Source organism: Azospirillum sp. Sh1 (assembly GCF_008365135.1).
GTDB classification, from domain to species: Bacteria; Pseudomonadota; Alphaproteobacteria; order Azospirillales; family Azospirillaceae; genus Azospirillum; species Azospirillum oryzae.
Map to the genome: position 1 here is coordinate 32,707 of NZ_VTTK01000008.1, position 18,653 is coordinate 51,359.

Annotated in this window: 15 protein-coding genes; 7 read left to right on the top strand and 8 right to left on the bottom strand. The window is 66.2% G+C overall.

Annotated features, from left to right (window positions below; all coding sequences use genetic code 11):
- Nucleotides 1–3: 3 nt before the first annotated feature.
- Nucleotides 4–942, bottom strand: a complete 939-nt coding sequence (locus tag FZ029_RS10330; RefSeq protein ID WP_149269173.1) for a glycosyltransferase family 9 protein — start codon at nucleotides 940–942, stop codon at nucleotides 4–6.
- Nucleotides 939–2,228, bottom strand: a complete 1,290-nt coding sequence (locus tag FZ029_RS10335; RefSeq protein ID WP_247892248.1) for an O-antigen ligase family protein — start codon at nucleotides 2,226–2,228, stop codon at nucleotides 939–941. The genes FZ029_RS10330 and FZ029_RS10335 overlap by 4 nt, the downstream gene beginning before the upstream one ends.
- Nucleotides 2,229–2,622: 394 nt before the next feature.
- Between FZ029_RS10335 and FZ029_RS10340 the strand changes: the two genes are divergently transcribed.
- The 4 genes from FZ029_RS10340 (at nucleotide 2,623) to FZ029_RS10355 (ending at nucleotide 6,019) form a co-directional block, all read left to right on the top strand.
- Nucleotides 2,623–3,570, top strand: a complete 948-nt coding sequence (locus FZ029_RS10340) for an IS1595 family transposase (protein WP_149269175.1) — start codon at nucleotides 2,623–2,625, stop codon at nucleotides 3,568–3,570.
- 351 nt (nucleotides 3,571–3,921) lie between these two features.
- Nucleotides 3,922–4,581, top strand: coding sequence for a hypothetical protein (locus FZ029_RS10345; RefSeq protein ID WP_149269176.1), 660 nt, complete (start codon nucleotides 3,922–3,924; stop codon nucleotides 4,579–4,581).
- Nucleotides 4,582–5,105: 524 nt separating this feature from the next.
- Nucleotides 5,106–5,582, top strand: a complete 477-nt coding sequence (locus tag FZ029_RS10350; RefSeq protein WP_211104134.1) for a BPSL0067 family protein — start codon at nucleotides 5,106–5,108, stop codon at nucleotides 5,580–5,582.
- A gap of 8 nt (nucleotides 5,583–5,590) precedes the next feature.
- Nucleotides 5,591–6,019: an STY0301 family protein gene (locus FZ029_RS10355; RefSeq protein WP_149269177.1), complete on the top strand. Its 429-nt coding sequence runs from the start codon at nucleotides 5,591–5,593 to the stop codon at nucleotides 6,017–6,019.
- A gap of 93 nt (nucleotides 6,020–6,112) precedes the next feature.
- Here the strand turns inward: FZ029_RS10355 and FZ029_RS10360 are convergent, their stop codons facing one another.
- Together FZ029_RS10360 and FZ029_RS10365 are read right to left on the bottom strand one after the other, a co-directional pair.
- The gene (locus FZ029_RS10360) at nucleotides 6,113–6,385 is read right to left on the bottom strand and encodes a GNAT family N-acetyltransferase (protein WP_149269178.1); all 273 of its coding nucleotides are present in this window, start codon (nucleotides 6,383–6,385) and stop codon (nucleotides 6,113–6,115) included.
- A 91-nt stretch (nucleotides 6,386–6,476) separates the two neighbouring features.
- Nucleotides 6,477–7,259 (bottom strand): RNA pseudouridine synthase, encoded by a 783-nt coding sequence (locus FZ029_RS10365; protein ID WP_149269179.1) that lies wholly within the window; start codon nucleotides 7,257–7,259, stop codon nucleotides 6,477–6,479.
- 415 nt (nucleotides 7,260–7,674) lie between these two features.
- On the opposite strand from FZ029_RS10365, the gene galU reads away from it, so the two are divergent.
- The 3 genes from galU (at nucleotide 7,675) to FZ029_RS10380 (ending at nucleotide 11,521) form a co-directional block, all read left to right on the top strand.
- Nucleotides 7,675–8,544: a UTP--glucose-1-phosphate uridylyltransferase GalU gene (galU, locus tag FZ029_RS10370; RefSeq protein WP_149198810.1), complete on the top strand. Its 870-nt coding sequence runs from the start codon at nucleotides 7,675–7,677 to the stop codon at nucleotides 8,542–8,544.
- Between the two features lie 205 nt (nucleotides 8,545–8,749).
- Nucleotides 8,750–10,081: a UDP-glucose/GDP-mannose dehydrogenase family protein gene (locus FZ029_RS10375; RefSeq protein ID WP_149269180.1), complete on the top strand. Its 1,332-nt coding sequence runs from the start codon at nucleotides 8,750–8,752 to the stop codon at nucleotides 10,079–10,081.
- A 39-nt stretch (nucleotides 10,082–10,120) separates the two neighbouring features.
- Complete coding sequence (locus FZ029_RS10380; RefSeq protein WP_149269181.1) at nucleotides 10,121–11,521, top strand: phosphomannomutase/phosphoglucomutase; 1,401 nt, start codon at nucleotides 10,121–10,123, stop codon at nucleotides 11,519–11,521.
- Between the two features lie 153 nt (nucleotides 11,522–11,674).
- Here the strand turns inward: FZ029_RS10380 and FZ029_RS10385 are convergent, their stop codons facing one another.
- The 4 genes from FZ029_RS10385 to FZ029_RS10400 are packed head-to-tail and all read right to left on the bottom strand — an operon-like array spanning nucleotide 11,675 to nucleotide 18,509.
- Nucleotides 11,675–12,802, bottom strand: coding sequence for an ABC transporter permease (locus FZ029_RS10385; protein ID WP_149198807.1), 1,128 nt, complete (start codon nucleotides 12,800–12,802; stop codon nucleotides 11,675–11,677).
- Nucleotides 12,803–12,805: 3 nt separating this feature from the next.
- Nucleotides 12,806–15,643, bottom strand: a complete 2,838-nt coding sequence (gene rbbA, locus FZ029_RS10390) for a ribosome-associated ATPase/putative transporter RbbA (protein ID WP_149269182.1) — start codon at nucleotides 15,641–15,643, stop codon at nucleotides 12,806–12,808.
- Nucleotides 15,640–16,893 (bottom strand): HlyD family efflux transporter periplasmic adaptor subunit, encoded by a 1,254-nt coding sequence (locus FZ029_RS10395; RefSeq protein ID WP_247892249.1) that lies wholly within the window; start codon nucleotides 16,891–16,893, stop codon nucleotides 15,640–15,642. The genes rbbA and FZ029_RS10395 overlap by 4 nt, the downstream gene beginning before the upstream one ends.
- Nucleotides 16,890–18,509: an MBL fold metallo-hydrolase gene (locus tag FZ029_RS10400; RefSeq protein WP_149269183.1), complete on the bottom strand. Its 1,620-nt coding sequence runs from the start codon at nucleotides 18,507–18,509 to the stop codon at nucleotides 16,890–16,892. Before FZ029_RS10400 ends, FZ029_RS10395 begins: the two co-directional genes overlap by 4 nt.
- Between the last annotated feature and the right edge of the window lie 144 nt (nucleotides 18,510–18,653).

Sequence of the window (18,653 nt, forward strand, 5' to 3'; positions counted from 1 at the left end):
CCGTTAGGTGCCTCCCAAGTTCCGCGCGCGGTCCAGTGCCTCGACCACGCCGGCGCTGTCGATGTCGGCGAAGTCGGGGCGGTGGTGGATCAGCACCCGCGGGCCGGTGCTGTGGATCGGGTCGGAGGCGTCGGAGAACACCACCACGGTGGGGCAGCCGACCGCGGCGATCAGGTGCGTCGGGCCGGTGTCGTTGCCGACCGCCCCCCAGGCCCGGCGCGCCAGCCCGCCCAGTTCCGGCACGCTGGTGCGGTCGGTGAGGTCGACAGCCTGCGGGCAATACTCGGCGATGCCGCGGGCGAGGTCGCTCTCGATGCCCGTGCCGATCACCACCGGAATGATGCCGCGTCCGGCCAGCGCAGCCGCCACCTCGGCATAACGGCGGACCGGCCAGCGCTTGTCCGGCCGTCCGGGGGAGGAGCCGGGGACCAGCAGGGCGAAGCGTTCCGGCAGGTTGAACTTGGCGATGTCGGCGTCGAGCCAGGACAGGTCGGGCGTCTCGTCCGGCACGATGCCGAAGGGGGCGAGCTGGCGGACATAGCGGTCGCGCACCGGCACCTTGCGCCGCCCCTCGTAGCGGTCGGGGTGGGAGGCGCCATGGGCGGTGCCCGACCATTCCGGCCAGGGGCCGGGGAACAGCAGCCGGTGGTACAGGTCGGTGCGCGTCTGCGCCTGGAGATCGTAGACCCGGTCGAAGCGATGGGCGCGCAACGTCCGGCGGATCGCCAGATAGGCCGACAGCGAACGCTCGCGCGGGTCCTCCAGCACCTCGTCGAACAGGCCGCTCATGCGGGCGAGCGGGGCGAGGGACGGCAGGGTCAGCAAGGTCACCCGGTCGCCGGCATGGTGGCGGCGGATGGCGGCGAAGGTCGTCTGCGCCAGGAAGAAGTCGCCGAAGGCGCCCAGCTTGATGACCAGGATGCGGAGCGGGCGCTTGCTCATCGTGTCTTGTCCCCGATACGGGCCCCGATGCGGGTTGCCAGCCGCAGCATCAGCGCGGCGGAAAGGAATCCTGCCATCCACCAGGGCTGCCAGATGCCGTAGGCGGTGCTGCCCATCGCCATCGCCGTGGCGAACAGGGCGAGCGCGAAGGGCTGGTCGCGGCGCTCCAGCCGGGCGGTGGCGGCCAGCAGCATCAGCAGCACGGCCAATGCCAGCGCCGCCCCGACCGCACCGGTCTCCAGCCAGACCTGAAGGAAGGCGTTGTGGGGATGCAGCGGCAGCAGGCTGTCGCCGATCGGCGAGAAGTCCGACACCGCCCCCTCCGGCGGCAGGGAGCGCGAGGCGTCGATGCCCTGGCCGAACACCGGCGTGCGCAGCGCGCGGTCCGCCGCATGGCCCCAGATCTCCACCCGGTGCTGGGCGGAACGGAACAGCAGCGGCGAATGGTCGAGGTCGAGCGGGCCGGAGAACAGCAGGGCGGCCGGCAGCACCAGCAGGAAGGCTGCGGTCACCGCGGCGCTGAACAGGCGGCGGGTCCAGCGCGCCGACGCGCGGGCGGCGGCCAAGGTGACCAGCCCGGCGGCGATGCCCAGCATGGCCGAGCGGCTGGTAAGCGGCAGGCAGGCCAGCGCATAGCCCACCGGCACCAGCAGGGCCGGCATCCGGCGTCCGAAGCGGTCCACCGCCAGGGCGGCCGGCCAGACCAGCAGGCAGAGCAGCGCCGCCGTCCGTTTCGGCACATTGCCGTTCAGCAGGTTGGGCAGCTGGTCGTCGGGCACGCTGTTCCACCAGCGGTTCAGCGGGAAGTCCAGCGCCGCCTCCACCGCGAACAGCAGCCCGCCGGCCAGCCCGCCGGCCAGGAACAGCCCGCCCAGCCGCCGCGCCTCCGCCGCCGGCAGCCCGGCGATCCAGGCGCCGCCGGCCAGCGCGCCGAGCGCGATGTAGCCGATCTCCAGCACCGTCTCCAGCGCGCGGTCCGACGGGCTCCACAGGCTGGAGATCAGGGCCAGCAGCAGGAAGGCCGCCACCGCGGCCACCGCCGGGGTCAGCCGCAGGATGCGCCCGAAGCTTCCACGACGGGCCAGCCCGGTCAGCGACAGCACGAGGACCAGGATGGCCCAGACCGGCAGCCCGCGCGGGGCGAGCGCCGCCAGTGGCCCCAGCACCAGGGCGGCGGCCCCGGCCAGCCCCCGCAACGCGGCATCGACCCCGCTGCCGGATGGGGGCGGGGCGGGAGACGGGGGGGCGGGGCGCGACGCGGTGGCGTCCAGGGACTCGACGGGCATGAACTCGACGCGGATCAGCGGAAACCGGCGGGGACTTAACCGCACTCCCGCCGCGAAAGCAACGGCGCGCGGTCCATGGCGGCGGGGCGCCGGGCAGGAGGTTTGGAACGGCGTGGAACAGGGTTTGGGGGGCTGTTCCATCGTCTCATCCGGCGGTGGGGTGGTCGGCGGGCGGTACCGGATGAGACGTTTGGAACACCGTGAAACAGGAATCCGGGCGGTGTCGCAGTGTTTCATCGGGAGTGAAGCCGTTGGTGGGGAACGCAGATCGGGCGGGCGGCATCCGGCGGGGCATGGCGGTCCCTTTCTGGTGGAGCCAGGACAATGTTCCCATTTATATACTTTACAAAGCCGAGCCTCAGGCGCACTATGATGGTCATAATGAGGTGCAGCCATGGCCGATGCTCTGAACCCTGCTTTCACCGATGAGGCCGCCGCTCGCGAGTGGCTTGAACAGATCCGCTGGCCGGACGGGGCTCACTGTCCGCACTGCCGAGAAGGCCACAATCCGGTGAAGCTGGAGGGCAAAGCCCACCGCCCTGGCCTGTACCAATGCCGCAACTGCCGTAAGCAGTTCACGGTGACGGTCGGCACCGTCTACGAGCGCTCGCATATCCCGCTCCACAAATGGCTCTATGCGACCTATCTGCTGTCCACCTCCAAGAAAGGGATGAGCGCCCATCAGCTGCACCGTATGCTGGGCATCACCTACAAGTCGGCTTGGTTCATGGCGCACCGCATTCGCGAAGCTATGACGGATACCGATGACACCCCAATGGGCGGTCCAGAGTCGACGATTGAAGCCGACGAAACCTACTTCGGGCAAAAGGCGGAGAAGGCCACCGTCACCACCTCAGGCCGTCCCTTTACCAAGGGTGGACGCACCGGCCCGTCCAACAAGCGTTGCGTCGTCTCGCTGGTAGAGCGTGGTGGTAAGGTGCGTTCCTTCCATGTGCGGTCGGCGACCAAGGCCAGCATCATGGCCGTCCTGTCCAGCAACGTCGACCCGCGCTCCCAACTGAACACGGACGAGAGCCGCCTCTACACTGACGCCGGCAAAGCGTTCAACATTCACGAAACGGTCAATCACTCTGCAAAGGAGTATGCGCGCGGCCGAGTGCACACAAACACGATCGAGGGCTACTTCAGCATCTTCAAGCGCGGGATGAAGGGCATCTACCAGCACTGCGCGGAGAAGCACCTCCACCGTTACCTGACGGAATTCGATTTCCGCTATTCGAACCGCCAGATCGGCGATACGGAGCGCACCGTGGAGGCGCTAAAAGGCGCCGAGGGTAAGCGCCTGACCTATCGGCGGATTGGTGAGTGGGCAATCGCCTGATCCGGCGACGATCACTAGTGCCGACTACCATTCCCTGATGCACATTGTGAAGCATCTGCTCAACGCTCGCGCGATAAAGTGACTCGACTCTGCGAGCAAGCTAACCGACATTACAAAGCGGATGAGCTTTGGTTGGCTCATCCGCTTCCTTTTTTGGTGTGCCAACTGGACTTTTCTTCGATTTATGTGGGGTACGAAGCATGCGTTTCACCACCTCAGTGAAGCGATCCATCTGGTCCGGTGGAACACATTCATCATTGGGTTTATGAGCCATGTCGCACTCCATCGATAAGCACCCACAACTTACTCGATATCGTGGACTTTGACAGCTATCTGAGACACGAGGCACTTATGGACGACGATATCCTCGAACCAAACCCCTTTGCGAACCCACCCTTTGCCGAAGTTGGTGATGCGCTTGCACGCGACATCTACACTCAGGTTGGCTTTGCATTGGACCGATGGGAAAATTGCGAAGTTGCATTTGCATCATTATATGCAGCAGTCGCCGCATCTCTGAGAGACGATTATGTTGTCATGCGGGCATTTGGCACTCTGGCGGCAGCGTCGGCGAAATGCGAAATGATTGTTGCTGCCTATGATGCTTTTTTTGATGACCATCCAAATAGTGACCTAAAAGCAAAAATACGTCACTTGACAAACTTGTATAAGCTTGCGGCGGCGCGGAGAAATGAGATTGCTCATGCCATGGTGATTGGCGATTTCACCTATGTTTCAAACGAAAATGGATTGAATCGGTCGCCGACGGAATGGTTTCTTGTTCCATCTATTTATAGCACACGGAAAACAAAGCCACAGATGGCGGGCCCGCGATATCGATACACAGTGAAGGAATTAAGCCATATGGCTCATTGCTTCGAAGAATTACAGCAGCGCCTCATCCAGGCCGCTGACCGCGTTTGTTCATTTCGCCGATCATTGCCCGAAATACAGATGCAGCTTCGTCCTCGGAAATTCCGGGCAGAGCATCATACAGGCTTTCTAGAATAGCTGCGCCAGCACGAGCCATTTCCGGCGTAACCTTGATATTCACGGAATTAGGAATACGATCATGTCCATTGAGCTGAGTAGGCATCAGGCGCTCCATACTTTTCACAAAAATGCGCCATCCGACTCCGGTTTTCAATGGTTTAGTAGGACTGCTTTGTAAAGTATATAATTGGGACAATGTTCCTATCATGAATTCAGGTGGTTGGGGAAAGGGTGGGTGAAAAATAGGAGGACCGCCTCGGTCGCGTTTGATCCCTCTTCCGCTTCGGGAAGGCGTGAGTGGTTTTGGAAGCCTCGCGCGAAACGGTTTGACATGTAGGAAAAGCAAAGGCGCTGACTCCAGGTGACGCACGACACTCTTCCAGCTGAGTTTTCGTTGCTGCTGGCCACCGAGTGCGGTGTATCTAGGAAAAATATCAAGACAAACTACTGCAGCATGTAGAGTACGATGTCAATTTAACGTCTATTTAATATTTAAGATTTATAGATCATAAAAAACGCACTTTGCTGCACGGGGTGATTTAATGCAATACAATGGTATGATTTCTTCATTGCGTGAGATTGTTTCAAAAGTTTCCGGCGGTTTTCAGAAAGCTGCGGAACACATGAGCATGTATATTGCCAGCGATCCCGAATCATATGTGAAGGCAGGAAAAGCGGTTGGTAGCGGGCAATGCGTTGCACTGGTCCAGAAGGCCACCGGCGCACCCCCGACATCGCAATGGATCAAAGGACCAGATGTCTGGGGTAATGCCACCATTCCTGTTGGAACCGCCATTGCAACATTTATCAATGGCAAATACCCAAGTATGAGCAGCGGCAACCACGCCGCTATATATATGGGGCAAGATAAAGATGGGATACACGTCATTGACCAATGGTTAGGACATAAGCCTAGTAAAAGAACGATTAGCATCAAGAGCAAAAGCTCAAATATTGTTAACCACCCCGAAAATTATTCAGTCGTACTGAGTGACAAGATGCACGGTCCGAAAAAATGATCGGAATAATGATCCGTCGGGCTTTGATCGGCCTCGCGGCGGCAGCTGCTTCACCGACGGCCAGTTCTAACGCTGCTGATTTGTCATGTCCGACGGAAATCGGAGACTCCCTTTCTCCCTATTTGGTAATGAAGGGCAGGTTACCGGTTGGCGCCGCGCTGACGGAAACTGTCGTGATTAATGGCCATCCTAACGACGAGCTGGCGGAATTTCCCATCACCCTTGTTCCAAGTAAGGAAACACGCAAGAAGGACAGAGTTACGACGACTTGGCTATTCAATTCAGAGGAAATCAGCGACGGCGTAATGGTTATCTGTCGGTACAATGATCCGAGTGGCTATCTGCTGTTCATGCTGCCCAGTGGAACGAAATCCTGCACAGCGAGATTCCAAAAGTCGCGTAGCGACGTGACATTGTCGGGCATGCAGTGCGGTTAATCGTGCTTATCTGCGCGAACAGTGGCAACTCGCCGATTGGAAAAGCGTGGTGCCCGGTTCCCGCCGGCCCAGTGTACGCAATGTCAGCGGCCCTCACGCCAGCAGGCCGTCGTGCCGGTTGCGCCTGATCCACATCGCGGCGTAGCCGCACAGGGGGACGATCTTCAGCCCCTCGGTGCGGGCGGTTTCCACCACGCCTGCCATCAGGCGGCCGGCGGCGCCGGTGCCGCGCAGCGAGGGCGGGGCCTCGACATAGGAAATCACCAGGGTCCGGCCGTTGCGGCGGTAGTCGGCGAAAACCGTCTGGCTGCCGACCGCCAGTTCGAACCGGTTCATGGCGCGGTTGTCGGTGACCGCCTGTCCCATCCTGTACGCTCCGTCGGTTGTGGGGCCTTCCCCCCTTAACAATGGGATGCGGCGAACAGGCCGGCAGCCCCCTTTTGCGCGGCGGGCGCCTTTACCCTCCCTGCCAGCCGCAGGTGGACAGGGCGTCCCGCATATGCTCCGGCGCCGGAGCGACGGCGCTGACGGCGTCATATTCGAAGGCCATGCGGAAGGCGACGGAGCGGGCCAGCAGGTGAAGGTTGCCGGATGGGCGGCGCTCGGGGCCGTAGAAGGGCTCGCCCACCAGCGGGCAGCCGATGGCGGCGCAATGGACGCGGATCTGGTGGGTGCGGCCGGTGCGTGGGCGCAGTTCCAGCCAGGAACGGCCGTCGGCGCTGGTGCCCAGCACGCGGTACTCGGTGACCGCCGGCTGGCCGGCGGGGTCGGGCAGGATGGTCCAGGAGGAGCGGGAGGCCCCCAACGAGGATTTGGGCTCGATCCGCTTGAGCAGGGGCAGGTCGATGACGCCGGAGTCTGCCTCCGGAATGCCCTCGGCCACCGCCCAATAGGTCTTCTCGACATGGCCGGCGGCGAACATCTGGCCGAAGCGCTTCAGCGCCCAGGGGGTGCGGCCCAGGATCAGGCAGCCGGCGGTGTCGCGGTCCAGCCGGTGGGCGAGTTTCGGCGGCTCGCCGATCGGGTCGTCGCCGTCCGCCCCGGCGAGATGGGGCAGGTACAGTTCCAGATGGTCGGTGATGCGTCCGGCCTTGTGGACGGCCAGGCCGGCCGGCTTGTCGATGACGAAGCACTCCGTGTCCCGGTGCAGGACGCGGGCATGCAACTGGGCCGCCGTCAACGAGGGTGGGGTGGCCGAGGGCGGGGGCGGCAAGATGGAGGTACGCGAGTCGGAGATCATGGCCGGCACCATGGCCGCCGGCGGGCCGCTTGCGCAAGTATTCGCGACGAAATCGCAATCGAGCGTCATACGGAAAGTCCGTAAGCGAAGCCATGGCGGCGGATTGCCAGCGGCACGGTGTCGCGCCCGTGGTTTGCCGCGCTTTTCCAAGCGTTACTGCCTATGAGAAAGGTCCGGGCCGACTTCGGACCTTGCGGATAAAGATCGGCTTGTACGAGGACATTCGGCCGGTTTTCTTTTGATTTCGGCCGCCGGGACTAGCCTTTTGCCCGGTCTCGGAAGGTTTGTTGCGCAGTCGCGGAAGGCGTGGCAGAAAGCCGGGGACCACGGCCCGTGCTTCCGCAGGCTTCGCTTGCGGTTGGGCGGTCCCGTGGGACCATGGAATTGATTTCGCCTCAACCACAAGAGACGTCCAATGCGGAAACCCGTGCGCAAGGTGGTGTTCCCGGTCGCCGGTCTCGGCACGCGCTTCCTGCCCGCCACCAAGGCCATCCCGAAAGAGATGCTGCCCCTGGTCGACCGCCCCCTGCTGCAGCATGCCGTCGAAGAGGCGCGCGCCGCCGGCATCGAGGATTTCGTTTTCGTCACCGGCCGTTCCAAGCGCGCCATCGAAGACCATTTCGACGCCGACACCGAACTGAACCGCACGCTTGAAGAGCGCGGCAAGTTGGACGCGCTGGAGGAGGTCCGCCACAGCGAGATCGCTCCCGGCCGCTGCTTCTACACCCGCCAGCAGGTTCCGCTCGGCCTCGGCCACGCCGTGTGGTGCGCCCGCGCCCTGATCGGCAACGACCCATTCGCCATCGTGCTGCCCGACGACTACGTCCAGGGCAAGACCCCCTGCCTGAAGCAGATGGTCGAGGCCTATGAGGAGGTCGGCGGCAACATCGTCGCCGTCGTCGACGTGCCGCGCGAACGCACCAGCAGCTACGGCATCCTGGACGTCGAGAAGGACGACGGCCGTCTGGCCACCGTCCGTGGCCTCGTCGAAAAGCCGAAGCCGGAAGAAGCGCCGTCGACGCTGTCGATCATCGGCCGCTACATCCTGCAGCCGGAAATCTTCGACCATCTGGAAAAGCAGCAGCGCGGCACCGGCAACGAAATCCAGCTGACCGACGCCATGGCCAAGTTGATCGGCAACCAGCCGTTCCACGGCCTGCGCTTCGAAGGCACCCGCTACGACTGCGGCGACAAGGTCGGCTTCATCGAGGCGACGCTGGCCCACGCGCTGAACCGGCCGGACATGGCCGACAAGGTGCGCGAGATGCTGCGCAAATATTGCTGAGCGACGGGCTGCAGTCCTGATGCCGTGCCCGCCCCCGTCCCCTGATCCGGACGGCGGCGGGCGCGTGCGTTTGGACTGCGCCACTGAGTGCTGCGCGATGACAAGAGCCGGACAATCGAAAAGACCGGCCATGAGGAACGCCCCCTGGTAGGGCATCCCAGAGACATACAGGTTTCCTTATTTTCAAGGACATGAGGGGGACGCGATGCGCATAGCGATGATCGGCACGGGCTATGTCGGCCTGGTCTCCGGCGCCTGCTTTTCGGAGTTCGGCGTGCACGTCACTTGCGTCGACAAGGACGCCGGCAAGATCGAGCGGCTGAAGCGCGGCGAGATTCCGATCTATGAACCCGGCCTGGACGATCTGGTCGCCCGCAACGTCGCCGCCGGCCGCCTGTCCTTCACCATGGATCTGAAGGAGGCGATGCAGGGCGTCGACGCCGTGTTCATCGCGGTCGGCACCCCGTCGCGCCGCGGCGACGGCCATGCCGACCTGTCCTATGTCTTCGGCGCCGCCGAGGAGATCGCCCAGCATCTCGACCACTACACGGTGGTGGTGACGAAATCGACGGTCCCGGTCGGGACAGGCCGCGAGGTCGAGGCGATCATCCGCCGCGTGCGCCCCGACGCCGAGTTCGACGTCGCCTCCAACCCGGAATTCCTGCGCGAAGGCTCCGCCATCGGCGACTTCATGCGGCCCGACCGCGTCGTCATCGGCGCCACCTCCGACCGCGCGGGCGACGTGATGCGCCGGCTCTACCGGCCGCTCTACCTGATCGAGACGCCGATCGTGGTGACCTCGCTGGAGACGGCGGAGCTGACCAAATACGCCGCCAACACCTTCCTGGCCGCCAAGATCACCTTCATCAACGAGATCGCCGACCTGTGCGAGAAGGTCGGCGCCAACGTCCATGACGTGGCGCGCGGCATCGGGCTGGACGGCCGCATCGGCAAGAAGTTCCTGCACCCCGGTCCGGGCTACGGCGGGTCCTGCTTCCCCAAGGACACGCTGGCGCTGGTCCGCACCGCCCAGCAGGTCGGCAGCCCGCTGCGCATCATCGAGACGGTGGTCGACATCAACGACAAGCGCAAGAAGCAGATGGCGGAGCGCATCATCGCCGCCTGCGGCGGGTCGGTGGACGGCAAGACCGTCGCCGTGCTGGGCGTCGCCTTCAAGCCGAACACCGACGACATGCGCGACAGCCCGTCGCTGGACATCGTCCCGGCGCTTCAGGCGGCCGGCGCCCATGTGCGCGCCTTCGATCCGGCGGCGATGCACGAGGCCGAAAAGCTGCTTCCCGGCGTGGAATGGGCCAAGGACGCCTACGGCACCTTGGAAGGGGCCGATTGCGTCGCTATTCTCACGGAGTGGAACGAATTCCGCGCGCTCGACCTGCGTCGGGTCAAGTCGATGCTGAAGCGGCCGGTGATGATCGACCTGCGCAACATCTACAACCCCGAGGACATGGCGAAGGCCGGCTTCACCTACAGCTCCATCGGCCGGCCGTCGCCGGCGGGTGGAATGGACCGCGGCTAACGGTCCAAAGACGGCGTCCAACAGAGGACTAACGAGACGATGAGCGAAGCCCATACCTTCCACCCCACGGTGCTGCGCGAGTACGACATCCGCGGCATCGTCGGCAAGACGCTGACCCCCGCCGACGCCCGCGCGGTCGGCCGCTCCTTCGGCACCGTGGTGGTGCGCAAGGGCGGCAAGACGGTCTGCGTCGGCTATGACGGCCGTCTGTCCTCGCCGGAACTGGAGGAGGCGCTGGTCGAGGGGCTGGTTTCGACCGGCCTGCACGTCCTGCGCATCGGGCTCGGCCCCACGCCGATGCTGTATTTCGCCACCCGCGACCGCGAGGCGGCGGCCGGCATAATGATCACCGGCTCGCACAACCCGCCGGACTACAACGGCATCAAGATGATGCTGGGCAAGGGCCCGGTCTATGGCCAGCAGATCCTGGAACTCGGCACCATGGCGGCCAAGGCCGACTGGGAGCAGGGCCAGGGCTCGTCGGAGAAGATCGACGTTAGGGATGAGTATGTCGCCCGCCTGCTGAAGGACTATGACGGCACGCGCGACCTGAAGATCGCCTGGGACGCCGGCAACGGCGCGTCGGGCGAGATCCTGCGCCGCCTGACCGCCAAGCTGCCGGGCACCCATGTCCTGCTGTTCGACGACATCGACGGCAACTTCCCCAACCACCACCCGGACCCGACGGTCGAAGCCAATCTGGTCGACCTGAAGAAGGCGGTGGCGGAGCATGGCTGCGACATCGGCATCGGCTTCGACGGCGACGGCGACCGCATCGGCGCCATCGACCACAAGGGCCGCGTGGTGTGGGGCGACCAACTGGTCGCGCTCTACGCCGCCGACGTGCTGAAGAGCCATCCGGGCGCCACCATCATCGCCGACGTCAAGGCCAGCCAGGCCCTGTTCGACGAGATCGCCAAGCATGGCGGCAACCCGCTGATGTGGAAGACCGGCCACTCGCTGCTGAAGGCCAAGATGGCGGAGACCGGGTCGCCGCTGGCCGGCGAGATGTCGGGCCACATCTTCTTCGCCGACAAGTGGTACGGCTTCGACGACGCGCTGTATTGCGGCGTGCGGCTGGTCGGGCTGGTCAGCAAGCTGGGCACCACGCTGGCGGACCTGCGCGACGGCCTGCCGGACATGGTCAACACGCCGGAGACCCGCTTCCAGATCGACGAGGAACGCAAGTTCGCCGTGGTCGAGGAGGTCAAGGGCCGCGTCAAGGCGTCGGGCGCCAAAGTCAACGACATCGACGGCGTCCGCGTGACGACCGACGACGGCTGGTGGCTGCTGCGCGCGTCCAACACCCAGGACGTGCTGGTGGCCCGCGCCGAGTCCTACAGCCAGGAAGGGCTGGAGCGGCTGAAGAACGCGCTGATCGAGCAGCTGGTGGCGTCGGGGCTGAGCGCGCCGTCGTTCGAGGGCGGCGGGTCGCACTGAGGGGTGTTTTTGGGGGTGGGGAGTCGTCGGCTGACGGTGCCCCCTCCCCAACCCTCCCCCGCTCTCGCGGGAGAGGGAGTTAAGTGCAAGAGCGGCGGAGTTCCCTCTCCCACCGAAGGTGGGGGAGGGTTAGGGAGGGGGCACCACGCCCCCTCACCTGAAACTCGCCAAATGCCTTCTGAACCGCACCAGGCTCCAGGCGAAGAACAGCGCGCCGATGCCGGCGGTCGCGGCGAAGCGCGGCCACACCACGTCGAAGCCCGCTCCGCGGAACAGGATCGCCTGGGCGAAGGCGACGAAATGGGTGGACGGTGACAGCTGCATCGCCATCTGCAGCCATTCCGGTTCGCTTTCCAGCGGGGTGAAGCCGCCGGACAGCATGTCCATCGGCAGCACGATCAGGATGAACAGCAAGCCCAGCTGCGGCATCGAGCGCGCCACGGTGCCGAGAAAGATGCCGAGCGCCGTCGCGAAGAACAGGTAGAGCGCCGTCCCGGCCAAAAACAGCGGGACCGAGCCGGCCAGCGGCACCGACAACAGGCCGCGCAGCACCACATAGAGCGCCACCAGCGTCAGGCCCAGGATCACCGCACCATTCGCCAACACCTTGGCGGCCATGATCTCGGCCGGGCGCACCGGCATCACCAGCAGATGTTCCAGCGTGCCGTGCTCGCGCTCGCGGATCAGGGCGGCGCCGGCCAGCAGCACCGCCAGCATGGTGACGTTGCTGACCACCGCCATGGTGCCGGTGAACCATTTCGTGTCGAGCGCCTCGTTGTAGGCGACGCGGATTTGAAGGCTGACCGGGGCGGCGGACCCCTCGGCCTCGCGGCGGACGAAGCGGCCGACCTCGTCATCGACGATGCCCTCGATGGTGCCGGCGCCGATGCCGGCCTGCATCATGGCGGTGGCGTCGATCAGCAGCTGGATCGTCGGGCTGCGGCCGGCCAGCACGTCGGCCTGGAAATCGGGCGGGATGTCGAGCACGAAGGTGTAGCGGGCGGAATCCATCGCCGGATCGACCTCGGCATGGCCGATCATCACCGGGGCCTGGAACTCCGGTTGGTGAAAGCTGGAGACCAGACGCTGCGACAGGGTGGAGCGGTCCTCGTCCACGATGGCGATGGCGGCGTTGCGCAGGTCATGCGAGATGCCGGTCGCCTCGCTGTAGACGGAGAAGGTGAAGGAATAGACGACGAAGCCCAGCATGAAGACGTCGCGCAGAAGGCTGATCCACTCCTTGCGCGCCAATGTCAGGCTGTTTCGGAGGAAGCGCATCATGGCTCAGCGCTCCTGTTTCGGCAGGAAGGCGACGCCCAGCGCCAGGAAGACGGGCACGAAGGCGGCGGTCGCCAGGATGAAGGGGAGAAGCTCCGGGAAGGCGAGGCCCTTGGTGAAGGCGCCGACGGAGATCTTCAGGAAATGGGTGGTGGGGAACAGCGTGCCGAACAGCCACGCCCCGCCCTCCAGCGTCGCCACCGGCTGCAGCATGCCGGAGAATTGGGTGGCCGGCAGCATGGTGACGATGGCGGTGCCGAACACCGCCGCCGTCTGCGTCGCGGTGAAGACGGAGATCAGCAGCCCCAGCGCCGTGGTCGCCACCACATAGACCAGCCCGCCCAGCAGCAGCCCGAACAGGCTGCCCTTCACCGGCACGCCGAACAGGGTGACGGCCATCGCCACCATCAGCAGCAGGTTGAAGGCGGCGAGCGCGATGTAGGGCAGCTGCTTGCCCAGCAGGAATTCCAGCCGGGTCACCGGGGTGACGTAGAGGTTGGTGATGGAGCCCAGTTCCTTCTCCCGCACCACGCCGAGGGCGGCCAGGATGGCGGGGATGAAGACCAGCAGCAGGCCGATGGTGGCGGGGACCATGGCGTCCAGGCTGCGGAAGGCCTGGTTGTACCGGTAACGCATCTCCAAGGTGGCGGGCGCGGCGGGCAGGGTGGCTCCGGCGGCGGTGGCGGTATCCTGGATGAAGCGCTGGTGCAGGCCGGAGACGTAGCCCTGGATGGTCTCCGCCCGGAAGGGCATGGCGCCGTCGATGCGCACCGCGATTTCCGGGATGCGGCCACGGCGGAGGTCGCGGCCGAAGCCTTCGGGGATCTCGATGGTCAGCGACGCCTCGCCGCGTTGCAGGCGCAGCGCGAGGTCGCGGGCGTCCACGGCGGGCGGGGTGGCGCGGAAACTGCGCGAGCCGTCGAACTGCTCGATGTAGGCGCGGCTTTCCGGCGAGCGGTCGTGGTCGAGCACGGCGAAGGTCAGGTTCTCCACATCCATGGTGATGCCGAAGCCGAAGACCAGCATGAGCAGCACCGTGCCGAGCAGTGCGACGGTGAGCCGGACGGGGTCGCGGCGGAGTTCGAGGGTTTCGCGCCATGCGTAGGCGAGCAGGCGGCGGCGGGAGAGGGAGGATACTCCCTCTCCCGCCCCGGGAGAGGGAAGGGGCCCATGCGGAGCATGGGAAGGGTGAGGGGGTAGGCGCGAAGCCATGCGGTTCGGGATGCTTGGATCACCCCTCACCCTCCCCACGCCTTCGGCGTGGGTCCCCTCCCTCTCCCGGGGCGGGAGAGGGCGATTCTCTTCGGTTTCGGCTCCCTCCGCCTGCTCCATGAAGCCGATGAAGGCGTCGTCCAGGCTGTCGGCCTGCTGTTGGCGGCGCAGCTCGTCGGGGGGGCCGGCGGCGATGACGCGGCCGGCGTTCATGAAGGCCACCCGGTCGCAGCGCGCCGCCTCGTTCATGAAATGGGTGGAGACGAAGATCGTCACCCCCTGGTCGCGCGACAGCGCGATCAGGTCGCGCCAGAACTGGTCGCGCGCCACCGGATCGACGCCGGAGGTCGGCTCGTCGAGGATCAGCAACTCCGGACCGTGCAGGATGGCGACGGCCAGCGACAGCCGCTGCCGCACGCCCAAGGGCAGGCGGTCGGCCACCGCGTCGATGTAAGGCGACAGGCCGAAGCGCTCCACCAGCGCGGCCAGCCGGGTTTCGGCATCGCGAAGGTCGAACAGGCGGGCGTGCAGGTCGAGGTTCTGGCGCACCGTCAGTTCGCCATAGAGCGAGAAGGCCTGCGCCATGTAGCCGACGCGGCGGCGGCTCTCCAGATCGGTGGCGTCCACCGGTTTGCCGAACAGCCGCGCCTCGCCGGCGCTGGCGGGCAAGAGGCCGGTCAGCATCTTCATGGTGGTGGTCTTGCCGCAGCCGTTGGACCCCAGGAAGCCGAAGATCTCGCCGCGGCCGATGCGGAAGCTGATGTCCGACACCGCGGTGAAATCGCCGAAGCGGCGGGTCAGGCCGATCGCCTCGATGGCCGGTTCGGCGCCGACGGGCTCGGGCGGACGGGGCGGGACGGTCAGGCGTTGGTGGCCGCGTTTGGACTCGTCCGGCAGCAGGGCGACGAAGGCCTCCTCAAGATCGGCGGCCCCGGTCTGCGCCTTCACCGTGGCGGGGGTGTCGTGGGCCAGCAGGCGGCCGGCATTCATCATCACGACCCGGTCGAAGCGCTCCGCCTCGTCCATGTAGGAGGTGGCGACCAGCACGGTCATGCCGGGGCGGCCTGCGCGGATGCGGGCGATCAGGTCCCAGAACTGGCGGCGGGAGAGCGGATCGACGCCGGTCGTCGGCTCGTCGAGGATCAGCAGGTCGGGGTCGTGCAGCAGGGCGCAGCACAGGCCGAGCTTCTGCTTCATGCCGCCGGACAGCTTGCCGGCCGGGCGGTCGGGGAAGGGGGCGAGGCCGGTGGACTCCAGCAGGTCGGCGATGCGGCGCCGGCGCTCGGCTGCGTCGAGGCCGAAGAGGCGGCCGAAGAACTGGAGATTCTCGGCGACGCTGAGTTCGGCGTAGAGGTTGCGGCCGAGACCCTGCGGCATGTAGGCGATGCGCGGCTGGAGGGCGGCGCGGCCGTGGCGGTCGGAAACGTCGGTGCCAAGGACGCGGATGCTGCCCTGTTGGATTTTCTTGGCGGTGGAGATCAGGCCGAGCAAGGTCGATTTGCCGACGCCGTCCGGACCGATCACCGCGACGCTGGCCCCGGCGGGGATGTCGAGGGAGGCGTCCTCCAGCGCCACCGTCCCGCCATAACGGTGCCGCACGCCGGACAGCGAGACGGCGGGGGCGGGGGTCATGATGATGCCCTCTCCCGCCCCGGGAGAGGGAGGGGACCCGCCAAAGGCGGGGAGGGTGAGGGGGAAGCCAAGGATCCCGAACCGCATGGTCTCGAAGCGCATGGATTCTTGCCTACCCCCTCACCCTTCCCGCCGCTTTGCGGTGGGCCCCTTCCCTCTCCCGGGGCGGGAGAGGGAGCCATTTCGGCAAAATCACGCTGTGCCTCCCCCTCACCCCGACCCTCTCCCCGGGGGGGAGAGGGAGGATTTTGGGGGGAAGAGGAAGCCTCCCGCGTCAGCTTCGATTCCAGCCAATCCGGCCAGACCGCCTTGTCGTCCAGCTTCACATAGGCCATGCCGGTCAGGCCGGTCTTCACCCGCTCGATGTAGCGGGTCACCAGCGCCTCCGGCACGCGGGCCTTGACGCGGAACATCATGCGGTCGCGTTCGGACTTGGTCTCCACCTGCTTGGGCGTGAACTGGGCGCGCGGGGCGACGAAGGTGACGGCGGCGGGGATCGCGGTGTCGGGAACGGCGTCCAGCAGGATCCGGGCGTCGGCGCCGAGCGCGAGGTTTCCCGCCGTGTCGGTCGGCAGGAAGAAGGTCATGTAGACGTTGGACAGGTCGAGCAAGGTCGCCGCCTTGCCGCCCGCCGCCAGCACCTCGCCGGGTTCGGCCAGACGGTAGAGGACGCGGGACTTGCGCGGCGCCTTCAGCACGCCGTCGGCGACCAGGGTGGTCAGGCGGTCGGCATCGCCGGCCGCGGCGGTGATCGCCTCGTCGGCGCTGGCGAGATGGCTCTTGGCGGCGTCGAGCGCGGCGTCGGCGGTGCGGCGGCTGTTGCGGGCCTGATCGACGCGCTGTTCGGAGACATGGCCCTTGCCGAACAGGACCAGCGCCCGCTCCATCTCCTTGGCGGCGAAGTCGGCCTCGCTGGCGCGCTGGGCGACCAGGGCGACGGCTTCGTCGCGGGCGCGGCGGGCCTGGCGCAGCTGGGCCTCGGCGGAGCGGAGCTGCGCTTCGAGGTCGCGGGTGTCGAGCGTGGCGATGATGGCGCCGGCCTCCACCAGATCGCCTTCCTCGACCGGGATGGTCAGGACGCGGGCGGCGTATTTGGTGGCGATGTCGATCTCGTTTGCCTCGATCCGGCCATTGCCGGAAGCGAAGCCGGCGGGCAGCCGGTTGCCCTGCATCGCCCGCCAGCCATAGGCCGCGCCGGCGCCGAGCAGCGCCAGCAGGACCAGAGCGATGAGGATGCGCTTGACGGTCATGGCTGGGTTCCTTTCCCGGCTTTCTCGTTGGTGTCGAGAGCGCCCATGACGCCGGCCAGGATGCGTTCGCGTGCCGCGTCGTCGGGGGCGGCGTCGAGCGTGCGTCGGAGCGCCAGCAGAGCCTCGGCATAATGGTTGTGCCAGTCGAGACCGGCGGCGAGATCGGCGGGGGCGAGGCGGGGATGACGGTCGGCCGGCACCAGCGGGCGCGGCGCGGCGAGATCGACGCGGTCGTCCAGCGCCGGCTGGGCGATGCGCTCCGCCGACCAGCCCTTGTCGAGCAGGGCCTGGCGGATGGAGGCGCGGGCGGGCTCCTCGCCATGGACCAGGAACAGGCCGTGGCCGACGCCGTGGCGGGCCTCCACCCAATCCAGCAGCGTGGAACGGTCGGCATGGCCAGAATAGACGTCGATGGAGCGGACCTTCGCCTTCACCGCGATCTCCTCGCCATGGATACGGACGCGGGGGGTGCCCTCCTGCAGCAGGCGGCCAAGCGTGCCGGGGGCCTGATAGCCGACCAGAAGGACGGTGTCCTGCGGACGCCACAGGCGGTTCTTCAGGTGGTGGCGGATGCGGCCGGCGTCGCACATGCCGCTGGCCGCCATGATGATGGCGCCGCCGGCGATGCTGTTGAGGCGCTGGCTGTCCGGCACGCCGCGGACATGGTGGAAGTTGGCGCGGGTGAAGGGGTCGCCGTCGGTCTCCAGATCGGCGAGATGGCGGCGGAAGACGCCGGTCACCGCGTCGGCGAGCGGCGAATCGAGGAAGACGTCCACCGCCGGCAGCTGGCCGCCGTCGAACAGGCAGTCGAGGTCGTAGAGCAGTTCCTGCGTGCGCTCCACCGCGAAGACCGGGATCAGCAGGACACCCCCGGCGGCCAGAGCCGCGGAAACCTCGGCGCGCAGCACCGCCTGCCGTCCGGCCTCGTCCAGGTCGGTGCGGTCGCGGTCGCCGTAAGTGGTCTCCAGCACCATCCAGTCCGGCCGCTCCGGCCCCTCGGCATCGGCGTGGAAGCTCTTGCCGCCAGGGCCGAGATCGCCGGAGAACAGGATGCGGGTGGGTTCGGCAGCGCCGCCCCCGAAGCCATCAATGGCTTCGATTTCGATGGAGGCGGAGCCCAGGATGTGGCCGGCCTGCCAGAAGCGGGCGCGCAGGCCGGGCAGGATCTCGGTCCAGCGGTCGTACTCGACGCGGCGGAGCCGGCGCAGGCTGCGGATGGCGTCGTCCTGTGTGTAGATCGCCTGGACCGGCGGACGGCCGCGCTGGCGGTTGCGGCGGTTCAGCCGCTCGACCTCGCCCTCCTGGATGTAGCCGCTGTCGGGCAGCATGTATTCCAGCAGGTCCACCGTGCCGCCGGTGGCGTGGATGCGGCCACGGAAGCCCAGCCGGGTCAGCTTCGGCAGCAGGCCGGAATGGTCGATGTGGGCATGGGTCAGCAGGACGGCCTTTATGGCGGCTGGATCGAAGGGAAAGGGGCGGTAGTTCAGTTCCCGGATCGTCTTGGTGCCCTGGAACATGCCGCAATCGATCAGCACGTCGCCGTTCGGCGTGGACAGGCGGAAGCAGGAGCCGGTCACCGTGCCGGCGGCACCATGGAAGGTCAGCGACAGGGACATGGGTCGGCTCCTTCTGGTCTATCCCCTCTCCCCCCCGGGGAGAGGGTTAGGGTGAGGGGGAACCGCTTCTTGGCTCTCTTCGGCTGCGCCGAACCCCCTCATCCCGACCTTCTCCCCGGGGGGGAGAAGGGGATTGGCTCCTGC

Bases quoted from the DNA above. Each gene is read 5' to 3' on its own strand.
- FZ029_RS10330 (WP_149269173.1), bottom strand. From the start codon at position 942: ATGAGCAAGCGCCCGCTCCGCATCCTGGTCATCAAGCTGGGCGCCTTC.
- FZ029_RS10335 (WP_247892248.1), bottom strand. From the start codon at position 2,228: ATGCCCGTCGAGTCCCTGGACGCCACCGCGTCGCGCCCCGCCCCCCCG.
- FZ029_RS10340 (WP_149269175.1), top strand. From the start codon at position 2,623: ATGGCCGATGCTCTGAACCCTGCTTTCACCGATGAGGCCGCCGCTCGC.
- FZ029_RS10345 (WP_149269176.1), top strand. From the start codon at position 3,922: ATGGACGACGATATCCTCGAACCAAACCCCTTTGCGAACCCACCCTTT.
- FZ029_RS10350 (WP_211104134.1), top strand. From the start codon at position 5,106: ATGCAATACAATGGTATGATTTCTTCATTGCGTGAGATTGTTTCAAAA.
- FZ029_RS10355 (WP_149269177.1), top strand. From the start codon at position 5,591: ATGATCCGTCGGGCTTTGATCGGCCTCGCGGCGGCAGCTGCTTCACCG.
- FZ029_RS10360 (WP_149269178.1), bottom strand. From the start codon at position 6,385: ATGGGACAGGCGGTCACCGACAACCGCGCCATGAACCGGTTCGAACTG.
- FZ029_RS10365 (WP_149269179.1), bottom strand. From the start codon at position 7,259: ATGATCTCCGACTCGCGTACCTCCATCTTGCCGCCCCCGCCCTCGGCC.
- galU (WP_149198810.1), top strand. From the start codon at position 7,675: ATGCGGAAACCCGTGCGCAAGGTGGTGTTCCCGGTCGCCGGTCTCGGC.
- FZ029_RS10375 (WP_149269180.1), top strand. From the start codon at position 8,750: ATGCGCATAGCGATGATCGGCACGGGCTATGTCGGCCTGGTCTCCGGC.
- FZ029_RS10380 (WP_149269181.1), top strand. From the start codon at position 10,121: ATGAGCGAAGCCCATACCTTCCACCCCACGGTGCTGCGCGAGTACGAC.
- FZ029_RS10385 (WP_149198807.1), bottom strand. From the start codon at position 12,802: ATGATGCGCTTCCTCCGAAACAGCCTGACATTGGCGCGCAAGGAGTGG.
- rbbA (WP_149269182.1), bottom strand. From the start codon at position 15,643: ATGACCCCCGCCCCCGCCGTCTCGCTGTCCGGCGTGCGGCACCGTTAT.
- FZ029_RS10395 (WP_247892249.1), bottom strand. From the start codon at position 16,893: ATGACCGTCAAGCGCATCCTCATCGCTCTGGTCCTGCTGGCGCTGCTC.
- FZ029_RS10400 (WP_149269183.1), bottom strand. From the start codon at position 18,509: ATGTCCCTGTCGCTGACCTTCCATGGTGCCGCCGGCACGGTGACCGGC.